The sequence below is a fragment of the Roseivivax sp. THAF30 genome (genome assembly GCF_009363575.1).
In the GTDB taxonomy this organism is placed as follows: Bacteria; Pseudomonadota; Alphaproteobacteria; order Rhodobacterales; family Rhodobacteraceae; genus Roseivivax; species Roseivivax halotolerans.
Map to the genome: position 1 here is coordinate 2719134 of NZ_CP045389.1, position 17719 is coordinate 2736852.

The 17719-nt window shown below is 66.4% G+C and carries 14 protein-coding genes; 2 read left to right on the top strand and 12 right to left on the bottom strand.

Going from position 1 to position 17719, the window contains the following annotated elements; translation table 11 throughout:
• The 6 genes from FIU91_RS13080 to FIU91_RS13105 form a co-directional block, all read right to left on the bottom strand.
• The gene (locus tag FIU91_RS13080; protein ID WP_152462794.1) at positions 1-798 is read right to left on the bottom strand and encodes an ABC transporter ATP-binding protein; all 798 of its coding nucleotides are present in this window, start codon (positions 796-798) and stop codon (positions 1-3) included.
• Positions 788-1783 (bottom strand): ABC transporter substrate-binding protein, encoded by a 996-nt coding sequence (locus FIU91_RS13085; RefSeq protein ID WP_152462795.1) that lies wholly within the window; start codon positions 1781-1783, stop codon positions 788-790. The genes FIU91_RS13080 and FIU91_RS13085 overlap by 11 nt, the downstream gene beginning before the upstream one ends.
• Positions 1780-2823 carry a lysylphosphatidylglycerol synthase transmembrane domain-containing protein gene (locus tag FIU91_RS13090; protein ID WP_254701959.1) on the bottom strand — a complete coding sequence of 348 codons (1044 nt, stop codon included), beginning with the start codon at positions 2821-2823 and terminating at the stop codon, positions 1780-1782. Before FIU91_RS13090 ends, FIU91_RS13085 begins: the two co-directional genes overlap by 4 nt.
• On the bottom strand, positions 2820-4448 hold the full coding sequence (locus FIU91_RS13095) for a sulfatase-like hydrolase/transferase (protein WP_254701960.1): 1629 nt from the start codon (positions 4446-4448) through the stop codon (positions 2820-2822). The genes FIU91_RS13090 and FIU91_RS13095 overlap by 4 nt, the downstream gene beginning before the upstream one ends.
• Positions 4445-5182 carry a CDP-alcohol phosphatidyltransferase family protein gene (locus FIU91_RS13100; RefSeq protein WP_152462796.1) on the bottom strand — a complete coding sequence of 246 codons (738 nt, stop codon included), beginning with the start codon at positions 5180-5182 and terminating at the stop codon, positions 4445-4447. The genes FIU91_RS13095 and FIU91_RS13100 overlap by 4 nt, the downstream gene beginning before the upstream one ends.
• Positions 5183-5289: 107 nt before the next feature.
• Complete coding sequence (locus FIU91_RS13105; protein ID WP_254701961.1) at positions 5290-6045, bottom strand: endonuclease/exonuclease/phosphatase family protein; 756 nt, start codon at positions 6043-6045, stop codon at positions 5290-5292.
• Between the two features lie 225 nt (positions 6046-6270).
• Between FIU91_RS13105 and FIU91_RS13110 the strand changes: the two genes are divergently transcribed.
• On the top strand, positions 6271-7326 hold the full coding sequence (locus FIU91_RS13110; protein WP_172975008.1) for an efflux RND transporter periplasmic adaptor subunit: 1056 nt from the start codon (positions 6271-6273) through the stop codon (positions 7324-7326).
• Positions 7323-10412 (top strand): efflux RND transporter permease subunit, encoded by a 3090-nt coding sequence (locus FIU91_RS13115; RefSeq protein WP_152462798.1) that lies wholly within the window; start codon positions 7323-7325, stop codon positions 10410-10412. Before FIU91_RS13110 ends, FIU91_RS13115 begins: the two co-directional genes overlap by 4 nt.
• A gap of 74 nt (positions 10413-10486) precedes the next feature.
• Here the strand turns inward: FIU91_RS13115 and FIU91_RS13120 are convergent, their stop codons facing one another.
• From FIU91_RS13120 to FIU91_RS13145, 6 genes are read right to left on the bottom strand one after another with little or no spacing between them, the layout of a single operon-like run.
• Positions 10487-11851 carry an FAD-dependent oxidoreductase gene (locus FIU91_RS13120; RefSeq protein WP_152462799.1) on the bottom strand — a complete coding sequence of 455 codons (1365 nt, stop codon included), beginning with the start codon at positions 11849-11851 and terminating at the stop codon, positions 10487-10489.
• Positions 11844-12710, bottom strand: a complete 867-nt coding sequence (locus FIU91_RS13125; RefSeq protein ID WP_152462800.1) for an oxaloacetate decarboxylase — start codon at positions 12708-12710, stop codon at positions 11844-11846. Before FIU91_RS13125 ends, FIU91_RS13120 begins: the two co-directional genes overlap by 8 nt.
• A complete protein-coding gene (locus FIU91_RS13130; protein ID WP_152462801.1) occupies positions 12707-13324 on the bottom strand; it encodes a cysteine hydrolase family protein in 618 nt (205 codons plus the stop codon). The genes FIU91_RS13125 and FIU91_RS13130 overlap by 4 nt, the downstream gene beginning before the upstream one ends.
• Complete coding sequence (locus FIU91_RS13135; RefSeq protein WP_152462802.1) at positions 13317-15386, bottom strand: hydantoinase/oxoprolinase family protein; 2070 nt, start codon at positions 15384-15386, stop codon at positions 13317-13319. Before FIU91_RS13135 ends, FIU91_RS13130 begins: the two co-directional genes overlap by 8 nt.
• Complete coding sequence (locus FIU91_RS13140) at positions 15383-17074, bottom strand: hydantoinase B/oxoprolinase family protein (RefSeq protein WP_152462803.1); 1692 nt, start codon at positions 17072-17074, stop codon at positions 15383-15385. The genes FIU91_RS13135 and FIU91_RS13140 overlap by 4 nt, the downstream gene beginning before the upstream one ends.
• Positions 17071-17628 carry a nuclear transport factor 2 family protein gene (locus tag FIU91_RS13145; RefSeq protein ID WP_152462804.1) on the bottom strand — a complete coding sequence of 186 codons (558 nt, stop codon included), beginning with the start codon at positions 17626-17628 and terminating at the stop codon, positions 17071-17073. Before FIU91_RS13145 ends, FIU91_RS13140 begins: the two co-directional genes overlap by 4 nt.
• Positions 17629-17719 lie beyond the last annotated feature (91 nt).

Sequence of the window (17719 nt, forward strand, 5' to 3'; positions counted from 1 at the left end):
TCATTGCGCCGCGATGCCCCGGTCCGGCAGCGCCATCCCTTCGCTGAGTGCCGCGACGACCCGGTCGATCAGCGCCGCCGCGTCGGGGGCACGCAGCCCGTCGGGATCGCGCGGGCGCGGCAGGTCGATGGCGATGTCGGCAACGATCTCGGCAGGTCGCGGCGTGAGCACGATCACCCGGTCCGATAACAGCACCGCCTCACTCACCGAATGGGTGACGAGGAGGGTGGTCGTGCCCCGCGCCTCCCAGAGCTTCGGCAGATCGCGCGCAAGCTGCTGCCGGGTCAGCTCGTCCACCGCGCCGAAGGGCTCGTCGAGGAGCAGAAGACCCGGCCGCGTCGCCAGGGCCCGCGCGATCGCCGCGCGTTGGCGCATACCACCGGAGAGCGCTGCCGGACGCGCCTCGGCAAACCCGCCAAGGCCCACGAGATCGATGAGGTCCTCAACCTCGCGATCCGCCGCTTTCTGACGCGCGAGCTGGAGCGCCAGCTCGATATTGCCGCGCACGCTGCGCCACGGAAGCAGCGAGGGATCCTGGAAGGCCACGGAAAGCCCGGCATGGCGCAAGGTCTCGGATGGCGGCGCACCCGCGATGTCGATCCGGCCCGAGGTCGGCGTCTCAAGCCCCGCGATCATGCGCAGAAGCGTCGACTTCCCGCAGCCCGACGGCCCGACAAGCGCGGTCGTGCGACCCGGCTCGAAAGTCAGATTCACGTCGCGCACGGCTTCCGTGCCGCCTGCGAAGATCTTCGTCACACCCTCGCAGGCAATGCGGGGTGGCGGCGTCTCAGGAGCCATGAACCTCTTCGAGAATGGAGCGATCCCAAAGATCGGGTGACACGTCACGTCCCAAAAGCGCCAGTGTCTCGATATTCGCGGCCACGGTCTCATCGGTCCACCAGCCGAAGCCGTTGGCTTCCGTAAGCTCCGAGAACATCAGCGGCACCTGTCGTTCGGCCTGCATCCGCTGCGCCTCGATATCGAGCCCGGCATCGGGATATATCTCGAGGGTCAGCTCGGCCGCCGCGTCGGTATCGGCGCGGTAGGCGTCCCAGCCCATCACCTCGCCGCGCATGAGCGCGACCAGCTCTTCGCGGCGATTGGCAAGGCTGTCCTCTGTCGCGATGTAGGTCTGCGAGTGCACGGCATATCCGTAATCGGCGAGCAGCATGGTGATGCTCTCGACGCCCTCTACAGCCATTGCGACAGGCAGATCGGTCTCCCAGCAAAGAAGGCAATCGACCTCTCCCGCTAGAAGCGGCTGGGCGGAATATTGCGTCGGCACGATCTCGATATCGTTGATGTCGACGTCGTTGAGCGTGCAGAGCGCCTCGAGGATCGGGGTATTGGCCAGCGCCATGCCGATCCGCTTGCCGACGAGATCGGCCGGCTTGTTCACGGGATTCTCGGGGAGCGAGGCGACGACGAACGGATTCTTCTGCATCGCGACGCCGAGGATCTTGAAGGGCGCGCCCTCCTCGACGGCGGCTGCGGTGTAGTCCGCCGCCGAAATCCCGACGAGCGCCGTGCCCGAAACGACCGGCGGCTCCACCGGTGCGTTGGGGCCCCCCGGCAGGAGCGAGACCTCGAGCCCGTTATCCGACCAGAATCCCCGGTTCTGCGCGATGTAACTGCCGCCGAACTGCACCGAATGCAGCCAGGACAGTTGCAGGCTCACCGCCGATTGCGCCCAGAGGCGCGAGGGTGCGAAGACGGATGCTGCCCCGAGTGCAGCCGCGCCGGTGCCGAGAAGACGTCTTCGTGTCAGAGGAAATGAGGTCATGATACTCTCTCCGTTGGTGACCCGAGCCTAGGCCGGGAGCCGCGTCTGGCAAGACCCGAAGCTGCGTGCCTTGGTCCTGTCTCTGCCTCGGCGGGCGCTTGGCCGGTCCGCGAGGGGCTGAGCCACAGCACGGCGAGACCCGGCAACGCGGTCGCGATGAAGACAAGACCAAAGGCGACGGAGGCGGCGAGCGCGGCGCTTGTCGCAACGCCCGCAAGCGGCAGAAGCACCGCGGCCGTGCCTTCGCGAACGCCCCAGCCGCTCACGGACAGCGGGATCAACATCGACAGAAGGATCAGCGGCACCAGCGCCGCGACCGCTCCGAGGCCGAGCGTGATACCGACCGCCTTCGCCGCAAAGGCGAAGCCGGCGAGATTGAATAGCGCCGTTCCCAGACTGAGGCCGATCTGGGCCGGCAGGATGTCGCGGTCCAGCAGCGCCCTGTGCACCGAGCCGGCGAAAACGCGCGCGCCCTGCCCCGCCGAGCCGGGCAACCGGCGCGCGCCCAAAAGCGCCAGCGGCGAAAGCAAGGCGAGCGCCAACGCCGTCAGCGTCGGCCAGAGGAGCCATGCCGGCCAGTCGAGACCACCCGGAATGGCAAGCGTTGCCAGAACGCCCGGCGCCAGAAAGAAGACCATCGCGACCTGCCCGGCGAGCCGTTCGAAGATCACCGCCTGGCCCGACGCCCAAAGTCCGGCCTGTCCTCGCGCGCGCACTGCCCGGCCGGCATCGCCGATCATGCCGCCCGGCAGCGACTGGTTCACAAGCTGCGCCATGTAATATTCGCCAAGCGCATGCAGCCGTCCCAGCCGTATCCCCAGTTGCGCGGCGGTCAGGCGCCAGCGCAGGGCCGACAGGATGGTCTGAACCGAGAGCGCGGCGAAAGCGGCGATCAGCCAGACCGGATCAGCCCCGGCAAGGCTTTCCAGTGCCGCGCGCCCATCGGCAGCTTGCCAAAGAAGCACCAGCAGCGCGCCGCCTATCGCGATCTGCATCGCGCGCGGCAGCCAAGACGGCATTTTTTCGGTCACGCGCCTCATGAGCCCGTCCCTGCATCCGCACCGTTGGTGAAGGCTTCGAGGATCAGATTACGCATCTCGCCCATCGGCCGTACGGGCAACGCGGCATCGGGAACGAGGCCATCCGAAAAGCCCCAGCTCTCAATCCGCGCGACAAGCTCCGGCGGGCCGACGACGTGCATCGGCACGTCGTAGCTTTCGTCGAGCGCGACAAACCCCGCCGCCTGATGGTCCCCGATCACGAAGATCAGCGGCGGATCATCGGCATGGAGGGCGGCATAGTCGAAGGTGACACGCAGCGCATAGTCGATTGCCTTGCGGTACTGATCGCGCACGCGGTCCCGGTCGAGCCAGACCTCTTTCGGCGTATCGCCGGATAAGGCCATCTCGTTGAAAACCTGTCCGTCCCCGACCTCGTCCCAGCCGATGAGATCCGGGATCGGCACCCAGGGCGCATGGGATGTGCCGGTCGCGAACTGTGCGAAGACCGGACGGTCGGACGTATCGTTCCGCAGCATCCGGTCGAGCGCGGAGTACGTATACTGGTCGGGCATCGTCACCCAATTGAAGGGTAGACCCTTATAGCCAAGATCGGACGAGGCCAGCACGGTCTCGAAGCCCATGCGCGAGGATTCGGGCCAATCGAGCGTGATCTGCGGCATGACGGCGGCGGTGTGGAATCCCGACCGCCCGGCGATGTGAAAGAGCGTCTCGCGCGGGCTCGCCAGCATCGCACGGTAGCTGATCTGGTCGGCGACGCGCAAACCGTTGGCGAAGGTCGCATGCGAAAGCCAGCTCTGCCCGCCACGCGTCGGCGCCTCGAGCCAGCCTGAACGCATCGCCAGCCCTTCTTGCCCCAGCGTCTCCTGCGCGGCCCGAAGCGTGGGAACATGCGTTTCGGCATAGAGTTCGGTGTCGAAACTCGCCCGGCCGTAGCTTTCGACGAAAACGATCAAGACGTCGCGGTCGATGGCATCGAGAAGTCCTTGCCGGTCGGCGAAAGCATCCTCGGCGGCCAGCCGCGCAAACCCGCGCAATTCGCGGATCGTGCGGCTCGCGAGTTCCGTCTGCTTGACCGCGAATTCCGCGTTCCGCATGGAGGAGCCGGGCAACTGCCACGGAAGGCTCCACCTGCCGAGTGCTTGACCGGCATCCGCCACGATCAGCGCCGCACCGACAATCGACAGGCAGGCCGCGCCAAGCGTTACGGGGCGTTTCGCCTTGATCCGGGACCAGACCCCGCTTGCCCACCAAAGACCCATCGCGGCGAGGATCATGGCGACGAACGCCCCAAATGCGCTGAGTGTCGCGAGAATGGGACCGATCGCTCCAACCAAGAGCCGGAACCCCGCTTCAATCAGCGGGAAGTCCGCGACGAGATTGAAGCCGCGCCCCAAGGCTGAAACCATTGCGATATTGCCGATCTTGAGGAGCACGAGCAGCGTCAAGGCGAGAACGATCGCACCGCGCAAAGCCCATGCTGCCCGACCGGGCGGAACGAAGAGGAGCGCCGCCAGGATGACCGGAAGTTCGAGCGGCGCGCGCAACAGCGTGACCCAGCTCAGCCCGGCAGGATGGCTCGGCAGGATCAGCGCAAGGTGAATGAGGAGCGCCGCGAGCCCCGCGCGCATAATCCGTCCGCTCACCGTTGCGTCCGCCAGAGCCAGATGATGTCGCGACCGAAGGACAGTGCCAGCGCCAAGAGCGCAAAGCCGACCAGCGGCGCGGCAAGCACATCCGGCAGGATCGGAGCCTGCAACGCGATGAGCGCGCCGAGTTGCAGAACGCAGACGGCTTTGCGGCTGAACCGGTCAGGCAGATCGCGCATCAGCCAAGGGTAGAAATAGCCTGCGATGAGGAAGGCATATCTTGGAAGGCCGAGGATGATCGCCGCAGCAGGACCGGTCATCGCCGCGTTGAGCGCGAGCACCAGCCCCAGCGCGGAATCGACCTCCATGTCGAACCGCGCGCCGAAAGCTGAACTCAGGCCCTGACGCCGTGCGGCCCAGCCATCCACGCCGTCGAGCGCCAGCGCGACGCAGGCGGTGGCAAACAGCGTCCAAGAGATCGCGCCACCCGCCAGGACGACCGAAACCAGCGCGGCAACGAGCACCAGACGGACGAGCGTCACGAAGTTGCAGATCCCGAGTTGCGAGTGAGGATAACTCCGCATCAATGCGCGAAAGACGATCGCGGCCGCGAGGAGGTAGGCCAGAATGGCCGCGCCCGACGCGGCGGAACCCGAGTCCAGAACGAAGCTTGACACCGCAGCGACGCCGCCCGCGCCAAGAAGCGCGGTGGCGATAAACGCGGCAACCGGTCCGCTCGGTGCGCGAAGCGGCCTCGGGTCTTGTGTAACAGTCTGATGAACGTCGACCATGTTGGCATGAATTAGTGCATCAGTACTTGCGTCAAGCGGGATGCGTGCCAGCTGCCACCTTCGCCGCGCAAGTCTGCGTGATTGTGCATGAAAAGCCGCTCCGGCCGTCAGCCGCCGATGACGACCTGTCCCAGCAGGGGGCGGTGATCGGAGGCGATGCGAATGCCGGGCCCGTCGAGCGCCCGCGCGTCCGCCACCCGCGCACCCTCGCCCGCAAGAATTCGATCAAGCGGCAGGATCGGCCAGCCGACCGGAAAAGTCCGGACCGCAGGTCCGCGGAGCGAAAGTCCCAATACCTTATGCGAAAACGCCATCCCGCCCCAGGGCCGCCACTCGTTCAGATCCCCGCACACAATGAGAGGCCGGCTCTGCCGTCGCGCGAGATGCTGCCCAAGCGTTCGCATCTGAACGATCCGCAACGGCTGGGACAGCGACAGATGCGTTCCGACAAGACGCAGTGCCACGCCGCCGCGCCTTGCATCGACGATCACCGCGCCGCGATGACACTGCCCCGGCAGATCGAGAAGCGTCACCTCTTCGACCTCGAAATCCGGGGTCATCAGGACAATCACACCTAGAAACCCGTGACTTTCCCCGCTCCAGCGCCGCACAGGCAAGGTGTGCACGCTCCGAAGGCCCGTTTCCTGTTCCAGCCGGGCCATGTCGAGAATGCCGCGATGCGGCCGCGCCTCTTCATCGGCTTCTTCCAGCACGAGAATGTCCGGGCGTTGCGCGCAGACCTCGTCGCACAAGACACGCAAGCATCGCTCGGGATCGACCACGCGATCCTGACCGCGACCGCGATGGATATTCCATCCAGCGACACGAAGCTCGGACGTTCGGATGTCGTGCGTCTGTTTCATAGTCACCACGAGAGAAATCGGGCGCGCGGGGAGGTGCAATACCGCAAGGCGCGTAAAAGTTCCCTCTCCGGGCGGCCTCCTCACGTTTACGCCAGATCAAGGCCAATCGTTTGATCGGACACGCCCTCGCCTCACCTTACACGATCAACGCGGCGGATTTCCGCCTGAACAAATCAAGGAGGCCGGATCGTGAAACGGCTGTTCAAGATAATCGGAGGTTTGTGCGTGGCAGGCCTATGCGCCGCGGCGGGTATCTTCGGAACGGAATATTTCCTGTCCTCGCAGAGCTCCGCCAGCCAGTCTTCTCAGCAAGGCGGCCAGAGCGCGACACCGGTCGGCGTCGCGCAGCCCGAGCGGCGCGAGCTTGAAACGGCGGTCTCTGCGGTTGGCACGATCATGCCGCTGCGTGACGTCGAGCTGACCCCAGCTGCCGCGGGACGCGTGACGGAAGTCGCCGCCGGCTCGGGCGCGCAGCTCCAGGAAGGGGATCTGGTTCTGCAACTCGATGATCGCGCCCAACAGGCCGCGGTCAGCAGCGCCGAGGCAACCTTCGACGAGGCCAGTCAGAACCTCGCCCGCGTCGAGGAGCTGGCAGAAGCCAATACCGCCGCCGAACGGCAGCTCGAACAGGCGCGCGCCACGTTCGCCCGCGCCGAGGGCGAGCTCATGTCGGCCCGTGCCGCGCTCGAGGATCGCCGTATCACCGCGCCGTTCTCGGGAACGCTCGGCCTCATGGATGTGGATGAGGGCGCATACCTGTCGACCTCGTCGGTCGTCGCGCGGCTTTCGGACCTGTCGGTCGTTCAGGTCGATATCTCTCTTCCCGAACGGTATTTCGAGCGCGTCGCGCCGGGCCAGATGATCGAGGCGACGGTTCCCGCCTATCCCGATTCCGTCTTTGAGGGCGAGGTCGTGGTGCGCGACAGCACCGTGCAGCCCGGCTCGCGCAGCTTCGATGTGCGCGCCGAGATCACGAATACAGACCGCCGGCTCGTAGGTGGCATGTTCGCCGAGACCCGGCTCGTTTTCGACACCTACGAGGGTCTCGCCTTGCCCGACGATGCGATCATCAGCGAGGGATCGTCCACATACGTCTTCACCGTCGCGGACGGCACCGCAACGCGCACCGATATCTCGCTCGGAGGTTCGGTCGGCTCACTCACCGAAGTGACCGACGGCATCGAGGAAAACGACCAGGTCGTGGTGGCCGGCTGGGGCAACCTGCGCGACGGGGCCTCGGTGACCATCTCTGAGGACGTACCCGAGGAGGCGCTCGAATGACGCTGCCCGATCTTTGCCTGCGCCGTCCCGTGCTCGCCACGGTGATGTCGATCCTCATCATCGTTCTGGGCATCGCGGGCCTGACGCGGATGCCTGTCCGCGAATTGCCGGACACGTCCACCGCGCAGGTCACGGTCAGCGTGCAATATACCGGCGCGAGTCCCGGCGTTGTCGATTCCGAGATCACCTCGGTCGTCGAAGGCGCGATCTCGACGGTCGCGGGGATCGACCGGATCTCCACCAACGCCGAACTCGGCGGCTCGCGCACGGTCATTACCTTCCGCCAAGGCCGCGACATCGACCAGGCGGCATCGGATGTTCGGGCGGCTGTGCAAGCGGTGTCCGGCGATCTGCCGGAAGAGGCCAACGAACCCGAGATCGAGAAGAATGATAGCCAGGGCGATCCGATCATCTGGATGACGATGACGTCGGACCGGATGGATGCGACGGAGCTGACCGATTACGCGGACCGCTTCATCACCGACCGGCTGGAGACATTGTCGGGCGTCGCTGCCGTCAACATCTACGGCGATCGCCCTTACGCGATGCGCGTCTGGCTCGATCCCAACGGCATGGCTGCGCGCGGCATCACCGTGAACGAGATCAGCGAGGCCCTTCGGAACAACAATCTCGAATTGCCTGCGGGGCAGATCGAAAGCGCCTCACGGACCTATCTTCTCCGCACTCAGACGCGCCTCGCGAGCGTCGAGGACTTCGAGGATCTCATTGTGCGCGAGACGGAGGGCTTCCAGACCCGGCTCGGCGACGTGGCCCGCGTCGAGATCGGCACGGAGAGCGACGATTCCTACTTCCGCGCGAACGGCGAGACGGCCATCGGCCTCGGCGTTCTGCGGCAATCCTCGGCCAATACGCTCTCGATCTCGCAGGCGATCAACGCAGAGGTCGAGGCGATCCAGCCCGACCTTCCGAACGGCACATCGCTCGAGATCTCGAGCGACGATGCGGATTTCATCAACAACTCGATCCGGCAGGTTCTCTCGACGCTCGCCATCGCGGTCGGTGTCGTGGTCGCTGTGATCTACGTCTTCCTGACCTCCATCCGCGCGACCATCGTGCCGGCCGTAACCATCCCGATCGCGCTTTTGGGCGCTTGCGCGGGCATCGCCATCGCCGGGTTCTCGATCAACATCCTGACGCTCTTCGCGCTCATCCTCGCCATCGGGCTCGTCGTCGACGACGCCATCGTCGTGCTCGAGAATATCGAGCGCCGCGTCGAGGAAGGCGATCCGCCCGGAGAGGCGGCGCGGGAAGGCGCAAACCAGGTCTTCTTCGCAGTCGTCTCGACCTCCGCCACGCTGATCGCCGTTTTCGTGCCTCTGTCCTTCCTGCAGGGCGAAATCGGCAAGCTCTTCTCCGAGTTCGGGATCACCCTCGCCATCGCGGTGGCGGTGTCGTCTTTCGTGGCGCTCTCACTGTGTCCTGTGATCGCGGAGCGCGTTCTGAAACCGGGGATGAACAAGAGCCGCTTCGCCCGGATCGTCCACTCGGCGAACACGCGCCTCTCGAACGGGTACAAAAGTCTGCTGACCCGCGCGATCCGCGCGCCACTCGTCATCATCGGCATTGCCGCGGTGATGACCGGCGCGTCCTGGACGCTCTATCAGAACCTTCCCTCGCAGCTTACGCCGGAAGAGGATCGTGGCATCTTCTTCGTGAGCATCTCGGCTCCCGCAGGCTCCGCGCTCGGGTTGACCGACGAGGCGGTGCGACAGGTGGAGGATCTGATCGCTCCCTATCGTGAGGAGGGCATTGTCGAGGATTCGATCTCGATCGTCGGCCAATACGGCGAGACGGGCCGGGCTTTCGTCGTCGCGACGATGGCCCCGTGGGGCGAGCGCGACATGGGGCCGCGCGACGTCGTCAACGAGCTCCGTCCGAAGTTCGGCGAGATCACCCTGGCCAGCGTCCGCTCTTTCGCGCCCTCCGGGCTTAGCGCCGGATCCGGCTCGGGCCTCGAAGTCATCGTGACCGCACCGAGCTTCGAGCAGGCGGCGGAATATTCCGCGCAGCTGGAACAGGCGATGCGCGAGGATGGCGACATCGTCGGCGTGCGCCGCGCCTACGAGGTCAACACGCCCGGGTTCGACATCCGCGTGAACCGCGAACTGGCCCGCTCCATCGGGGTCGATGCGCGCACCATCTCGGATTCGGTCCGGACCTTTTTCGCCTCGGCGGACGTGACCGAGTACATCCAGCAGGACAGGCAATACCCCGTCATCCTGCAAGCTCCCGAAGAACTGCGCGCGACAACCGACAACCTGCGCGGGCTCAACATCCGCACCGCTGCGGGCGACCTTGTGCCTCTCGACGGCCTCGTGGAGCTTGAACGCCGCGCCTCGGTGGCGGCCTTCAACCGCTTCAACCGCCAGCCTTCGGTGGAAATCAGTGCCTCGCTCGCGGAAGGCGTCGATCTTGGCGCGGCTGTCTCGAAGGTCGAGGCAATGGCGGAAGAGCTTCCGTCGCAGATGTCCATCGCCTTCTCCGGTCAGGCCGAACAATTCCAGGAAACCTCGGGCGGCGTCCTCGTCACCTTCGCGCTGGCATTGCTGGTGGTCTTCCTCGTTCTCTCGGCCCAGTTCGAGAGCTTCGTGCAGCCGGTTATCATTCTACTGTCCGTGCCGCTCGCGGTCGCCGGGGCACTGACGACGCTCTTCGTGCTTGGCGAAGCAATAAACATCTACAGCCAGGTCGGGATGATCATGCTGATCGGCCTCATGGCCAAGAACGGCATCCTGATCGTCGAGTTCGCCAATCAGCTGCGGGAACAAGGCCGATCCGTGCGCGACGCGGTGATCGAAGCCTCCGCCGTGCGCCTGCGCCCGATCCTCATGACCGTGCTGTCCACGGTCCTGGGCGCGGTGCCGCTCGTCTTCTCGTCCGGGGCGGGGGCGGAGAGCCGGTTCTCCATCGGTATCGTCATCATCGGCGGCTTCGCCGTCGCCTCCGCGCTGACGTTGTTCCTGACGCCGGTTCTCTATGATCTTCTTCAGTCAGACCGGCAGAAGGAGCGCGACACGATAGAGAGCGACACGACGGAGAGCGGCGCGGCGCAGCCGGCGGAGTGATGCGCGCGCGACATCGAGAAGCTTGGCGATGCTTGTCGCGAAGCTATTTGCTCGCCCGGACCTCCTACCCGCGCTCAGGTCGGCGCCTGCCCCGCCGCGCGGCCGAGCACCACGGCGGCCAGAAGCCCGTTGCCCGAAAGGTATCCGCTGTCGCCTGAGCCCGAGACGCCGCAAGCCGCGCCACCGGCTGCAAAGAGGTTCGGGAATACGCTGCCGTCTTCGGCCAGCACGCGCCCCGCGCCATCTGTCGCGAGCCCGCCTTGCGTATGGAACAGCGCGCCCGTCACGCGCACACCGCAGAATGGAGCCTTGAGCCGTTGACCGGACCACATGCGCCCGAACGCGTCCTCACCCGTCTCGGGAATACCGGCGAGTTCGGTCTCGAGCGCTCCCTCGGGCAGATCGAGAATCGCGGCAAGCTCTGAAAGGCTACCTGCAGATTTCACAGCACCCTGTGCCTCGGCATTGCGGAAATCCTCGAACTGCCGCGCGATTGCCGCGATCCGCTCATCGAAAATGGTGAATGCTTCGCCGTTCGGCTGGGCCAATACGGCCCGTGCCGCCTCCGAATAACCCTGCGCCTCGTTCCAGAAGCGCCGTCCCTCCCGGTTGACCTGCACGCCGCCTTCGCCAATCACTGCCCAGGTGATGAGGATTCCGTGCGGATGCGCGACATTGCCGTGACCCTGATAGGCTGCGAGATGCCGGGTCGCCGCGCCGAGCGCCTCGCCCCAGATCACGGCCTCGCCGCGATTGCCGTCATGCCCGAACCAGAGCGCATCGCCGATGGCGGGCATGTGCGCGGCGACCATCTCACGGTTGCCGCCAAACCCGTTACAGGCAAGGATCAGCTTCCGGCAGCCGACCGTTTCCCGGCCCCCGTCAGGGCGTTCCATCGCAAGTCCTGCGATGCGTCGGCCTTCGTGAAAGATCGTGATGGCGCGGCGATCGCAGATCACGTCGATCCCCTCCGCCTCCACCGTGGCGCGCAGCCGGTCGATCAGCTCGCGCCCGGCCCGCGAGGGCAAACCGTGCATCCGGCGGCGCGAATGGCCCGGATAGTCGAAATCCGTCACCACCGAGAACGGCAGATCGAAGCGGTCGGCCAGCCACTCGATCGCCGGAGCGGAGCCGTCCGCCAAGGCGCCGACGAGCGCCTCGTCGTTCTCGCCCTTGGCTTTGCGCTGGATGTCGGCTGCGAACCGCGCGGCATCGTCCTCGATCTCGGCCTCTCGCTGAAACCGCGTTCCCGCCGCCGGTATCAGACCCGCCGACAGGGAGGTCGAGCCTTGCGGCACCGGATCGGCTTCGATGACCAGAACCTCCTGCCCCGCCTCGGCGGCCGAGAGCGCGGCGATCATGCCGCAGGCACCGCCGCCGACGATCAGCGTTTCGACCTCGAAGTCGAACGCCTCGGGCACGGGGGCGATGTCAGCCATCGCCGCCTTCCCAGCGCTGCCCTTCGCGCAGCATCGCCTCGGTGCCGATCACGTCGTTGAGCCCGCCGAAGTCGAACATCCGCTCCCCGAATGGGCGGTTCGAGCCATGCGCGGCGAGGCTCGCGTAATAGTCCTGCGCGGTCTTGGCGAGCGCGCGGACGATGCCGCCTGGGAAGATCACGATGGAAAAGCCCATTGCCTCGAGATCGGACGCCGAGGAGATCGGTGTCGCGCCCCCTTCGACCATGTTGGCAAGAAGCGGGATGCGCGCACCAAAGGTCTTTGCGACACGCGTAAGCTCGTCGCCAGAGCGCGGTGCCTCGATGAAGAGCGCGTCCGCCCCGGCGGCGAGATACGCCTCGGCCCGGTCGAACGCGGCCTCGACCCCCTCGACCCCGATCGCATCGGTTCGCGCGATGATGAGCGTTTCGTCACTGGCCCGCGTATCGGCCATCGCCGCGATCTTCCCAGCCATCTCGGCCTTCGGGATCAATGACTTGTCCGAGAGGTGCCCGCACCGCTTGGGATAGCTCTGATCCTCCACCTGGAGCGCCGCCGCGCCTGCGCGTTCGTACATCCGCATCGTGCGCTGCGCGTTAAGCGCGTTGCCGAAACCGGTATCGGCATCGACGATGACCGGGAGGCCGACGCGATCCGCGATAAGCGCCATCGTGTCCGCCATTTCCGTCGCGGAGGTCAGCCCGATATCCGGTCGTCCGAGCCGCGTATAAGCCACGGCCGCGCCCGACAGATACAACGCCTCGAACCCTGCCTCGGCGGCGAGCGCGGCGGTCAGCCCGTCATAGACCCCGGGCGCGACGAGGATCGGATCGGCCGCGAGCCGTGCGCGCAGGCTCATCTGGCCGCCTCCTCTGCGACCGCGATCGCCCCGGCGCAGGTCATCTGCGTGCCGAGCGAGCCAAGCGACGTGAGTGTCGCCTCGTGCACCTCCGGTTTGAAAGCCGCGCTGCCGTCCGACAGAAGAACCGTGTCGATGTCGCGCAGGTGTGCATCCCGCACGGTGGAGGCGACGCCACCATTCGTCACGATTCCGCCGATGACCAGCGTATCGATGCCGAGCTTGCGAAGGATGAATTCGAGCCGCGTCTGGTAGAAGGCGGAGTAGGCGACTTTCTCGACCGTGTAATCGGCGGGCGCGAGCGTCTCGACAAGGTCGTGCCCGAACGCGCCCGGCGCGAAATCACCCGTGCCTAGAAAGGGGCGCAGTTTCTTCAGATGCGGCGCGATCAAGGGCTCGCCGCCCGGGCCGGGCACCAGGGTGAATTGCGCCGAGATATAGGTGCCGCCCGCCGCACGCATCGCGTCGCGCAACGGAGCGATACGCTCTGGCAAAGCCTTGATACTGTCAGCGCCCTGCCCCGCGCGGCCATAGGCGCCTTCAGGGTGCAGGAAGTCATTCTGCAGATCGATGGTCAGCAGCGCCGTGCGCCGGGGATCGAATGTCTCAGCCATGATCGGAGCTCCGCGTGATGAGGGTATTGCCATAAGGATCGACCTCGGCCCTGAGATCGGGCTCCACGAGGACGGTCGTATCCGCCTGTTCCAGGATCGCCGGGCCGTCGATCACCGCACCAACCGGCAAGGCCAGGCGGTCGTAGATCGCGGTGTCGTGCCACTCGCTTCCGAAATGCACCCGCCTTGTGCCTTTCCGCGCGGCCTCTACGCTGCCGCCTTTCGGCGCGAGCGTCGAGAGATCGAATTTGGGACGCTTGCCGATCACCGCCGAGCGCAGGTTCATCACTCGCCGCGTGCCGGTCTTCAGAAGCCGTCCATACGCCGCGTGATAGGCCGTATCGAACGCCTCGCGCACCGCGTCATGCGTCGGCGGCGTCACGCGGCCGCTCTCGACCGTGACCGGGATCGGGACGGAGACCGTGTGGGTCTGGCCGACATAGGCCATGTCGAGCTCGAATACTGTTTCGCGCGCCTCGAACCGCGTCTCAGTGGCGTCGAGCATGGCAAGCCCTGCATCCACATGCTCTTGCATGAACCGGCCCAGCGCGGCCGTGTCCAGCGCGTCGACCGCAGCGTTGATCGTCTGCACGAAATCCTGCCGCATATCCGCGATCACGCAGCCCATCGCCGAGGTGACGCCCGGATAGCGCGGCACGATGGCCCGCCCGATCCCGACCTCGGCCAGCATCGCGCCGGTATGCAGCGCGCCGCCCCCGCCGAAGGGCATGAAGGCGAAGCGTTTGGGATCAAAGCCGCGCTCGATGGAAACGAGCCGGATCGCTCCGGCCATGCGGCTGTTGGCGACCCGCAGGATGGCCTCGGCAGCTTCCGTGACGGACAGACCGAGCTTGTCTCCGACATGGGCGTCTATAGCAGCCTCGGCCGCCGCTACGTCGAGCTGGTCGAGCTTGCCGCCGATCGGGTTCTCCGCGTCGATCCGGCCCAGCACCACGTTGGCATCCGTCACCGTTGGACGGTCATTTCCCTGCCCATAAGCCACCGGCCCCGGTGTCGACCCCGCGCTCTCGGGGCCGATATTCAGAAGACCGCCCTTGTCGACCCAGGCGATCGAGCCGCCGCCGGCGCCGATCGTGGTGATCTCGATCATCGGCGTTCTGACGACCATTCCGAAATCGATTGAGGTCTGGGGGCTCAGCATCGACTGCCCGCCCGAGACCAGCGAGACATCGAAGCTCGTTCCGCCCATATCGCCGGTGATAACATCCGGGTATCCCGCCTCGCCCGCGATATAGGCCGCGGCGATCACGCCAGCCGCGGGGCCCGAGAGCGCCGTACGCACGGGCAGACGGCAGGCCGTCTCCACGGCCATCACCCCGCCATTCGACTGCACGATCATGAACTCCGACCCGAAGCCGCCGTCGCGCAGCGCCGCGTCGAGCCGGTTCAGGTAGCCCGAGACCTCAGGCTGGAGGTAGGCATTGAGCGCGGTGGTCGAGAACCGCTCGAACTCGCGGATCTCGGGCAGGATCTCGGAGGAGGCGGAGACATGCGCGTTCGGCCACATCTCTCGCAGGGCCGCGACGGCTTGGGCCTCGTTCTCGGGGTTGGCATAGGCGTTGGCGAACAGGACCGCGACCGCCTCGCAGCCGGCACCGAGGAGCGCCTGTCCCGCCGCCCTGACCGCGCCGAGATCGACGGGCGTTCGGATCGTACCGTCCGCGAGCGTGCGCTCCGGCACCTCGAGGCGCAGATCCCGCGGCACGACCGGCTCGAAATCACCGCGCAGCCCCCAGGTCCGGGGCCGGTCGCGACGGCGCATCTCCAGAACGTCGCGCAGACCTTCGGTCGTGATGACCCCGATCCGCGCGCCCTTGCGTTCCAGAAGCGCGTTGGTGCCGGCCGTCGTGCCGTGAATGACCGCCGAGATCCCCGAAAGATCCTCGGCCTCGGCGCGGATGCCTGCCAGAAAGCCACCCGACTGGTCGGGACGCGTCGTCGGCACCTTTGCGACGCGCGCCGTGCCCGCCGCTTCGTCGAGAAAGAAGACATCCGTGAAGGTGCCGCCGACATCGACGCCGATCATCCGCTTGCCGCTCATGAGCGCGTCTCCTGCCAGCCGTAGTCGCGGGCCGCGTCGTTCTGCGAGACCAATCCGCGCGATATGTCCCGTGCGATGGCCTCGCGGGCTCGGTCCCCGGGTGCGCCGTAGCCGCCCCCGCCCGGCGTCTCGAGCCGCACCGCCTGCCCTTGAGCCAGCGTGATGCCCCGCATCTTGGAGACCATCGGCGGACGGGCCCATCCCTCGCCGGTTTCATAAGTGAACACGTTCCGCGCGCCTTCACCGCCGCCGTTCACGCCTTTGGGGGCGTGCTTGCCGCGCTCGCCGAAGAGGAACACCTCGGCTCCGTTCTCCTCCAGCACCTCGATCTCGTAGATCGCGCCCATGCCGCCGCGATGCGCGCCCGCGCCGCCCGATCCCGGCCGCAGCGCCCAGCTGCGGAACATCACCGGGTACGCGGCTTCGAGGATCTCCATCGGCGGGATCGTCGCGGTCGAGATCGGTGCGCTTCCGTGGCTGAGCCCGTCCGAGGTGGAGGAGCCCCCATGCCCGCCGCCATAGAAGGAGAACATCACCCAGGGGCTGCCGTCAGACTTGCGCCCCGCGATGGAAAGCGCGTTGATCGTCCCATAGGCATTCGCGACCACCATGCCGGGCGCGGCCTGCGCGGCGGCGGCGAAGATGACGTCGGTCATCCGCAGGATCGTCTCGGTGTAGCCGCCCACCGGCGCGGGGAACTCCGCTGCCAGGAGCGAGCCCTCCGGGATCTTTACCTCGATGGGCCGCATCACGCCGGCATTGGCGGGCAGCATCGGAAAGATGTGCTTGATCGCGACATAGGCTGTCGCGACGGCGGTCGGCAGGGCGATGTTCACCGGCCCGGCGCAACGCGGCGCGGTGCCCTCGAAATCCAGCACCGCCGTGTCGCCCCGGATCTCGAGCGCGACGCGGATCGGCAGGTCGACATCGGTGATGCCGTCATTGTCGAGGAAATCCTCAGCCTCCCAACGCCCGTCCGGCAGCGCCTCGAGTTCGGCGCGCATCAGCGTCTCGGCCCGTCCGCTCAGCGCATCGAGCGCCGCACCGACCGTTTCCGCCCCGTATTCGTCAAACAGGGCCGCCATCCGTTTCTGCCCAAGATCGAGCGCGCCGAGCTGTCCGTTGAGATCCCCTTCCGCCGATTGCGGCAGGCGCGTGTTGCGAAGGATGATGTCGATCACGCCCTGGTCGATCTCGCCCGCGCGGGCGAGCTTCACGGGCGGCAGAACGAAGGCCTCCTGGAAGACATCCTTTGCCGCCGGATTGTAATTGCCCGGCGCCCCGCCGCCGAGATCGTGCCAATGGCCCACCGAGGCGAGCCAGCAGAAGAGCGCGCCGTCGCGGAAACAGGGCGTCACGAGGCGCATGTCATTCAGATGCGTGCCGCCGAGATGGGCATCGTTGAAGATCCAGATGTCGCCCGACTGCGGTGTCTCACCACGCTCGCGCACCTTGTCGATCACCGCGCGCACGGCGAAGGACATCACGCCCACGAAGATCGGCAGACCCGACTTGCCCTGCACGAGCGTGTCGCCGGTCTCCGCGTGGTAGAGCCCGTGGCTCGCGTCGTGCGCCTCGGCGATGATCGGATTGAAGGCCGATCGGAAGAGCGTTGCGTCCATCTCATCCGCGATCTGCTCCATCCGGGCGGCAAGGACAGCCAGGGTAATCGGGTCGATCTCGCTCATGGGCGCACCTCCGCAATGTCGTTCCAGACGTCCTGCCGGACGATGAGACCGCCCGCGACTTCGAACCTGTCGATGAAGCGGATGCCCTCGAAGGGCGTGCCGTCCGGCCATTCGCCCGAAAGCGTGCCGCGCGTATAAACGATTGCCGGGCCGGGCGTGGCGCAGGTGTCCATGCCTTCGTAGCTTTTGCGGACGAACCGGTAGCGCGGCTTGGCCCAGTCGATGAGCTCCTGCAGCCGGTGCATCGGGGCGGCACCGGGAAAGGTCATCGCAAACCCATCGGCCAGATACGCCTCTGCCGCCGCGAGGTCGCGCGCCTCCATCGCATCGAGATAGGCTCGCACGACCGAGGCCGGATCGGGCAGCGCTGCCGCGCCCTGGCGATGGCGACGGCCGCGCATGTACTGCGTCGGCTGGCGCTCATGGATCATGACCGTGACCGCGTCGGGCTCCGCGGGCACCACGAGCCGGACCGCGTCGGTCAGCGCCTCGCCCATGCGGGTCCGGGCCGCGTCATCATAGCCCTCCAGCAGATGCACTTCGATGATCGGCACGACATCTCCGCCCAGCTCTTAGCAACCTGTATCTTTGGTAATACAGATTTTACGGTTTAGAAAGTACAATTATCTTGCATTTCAACGCGCG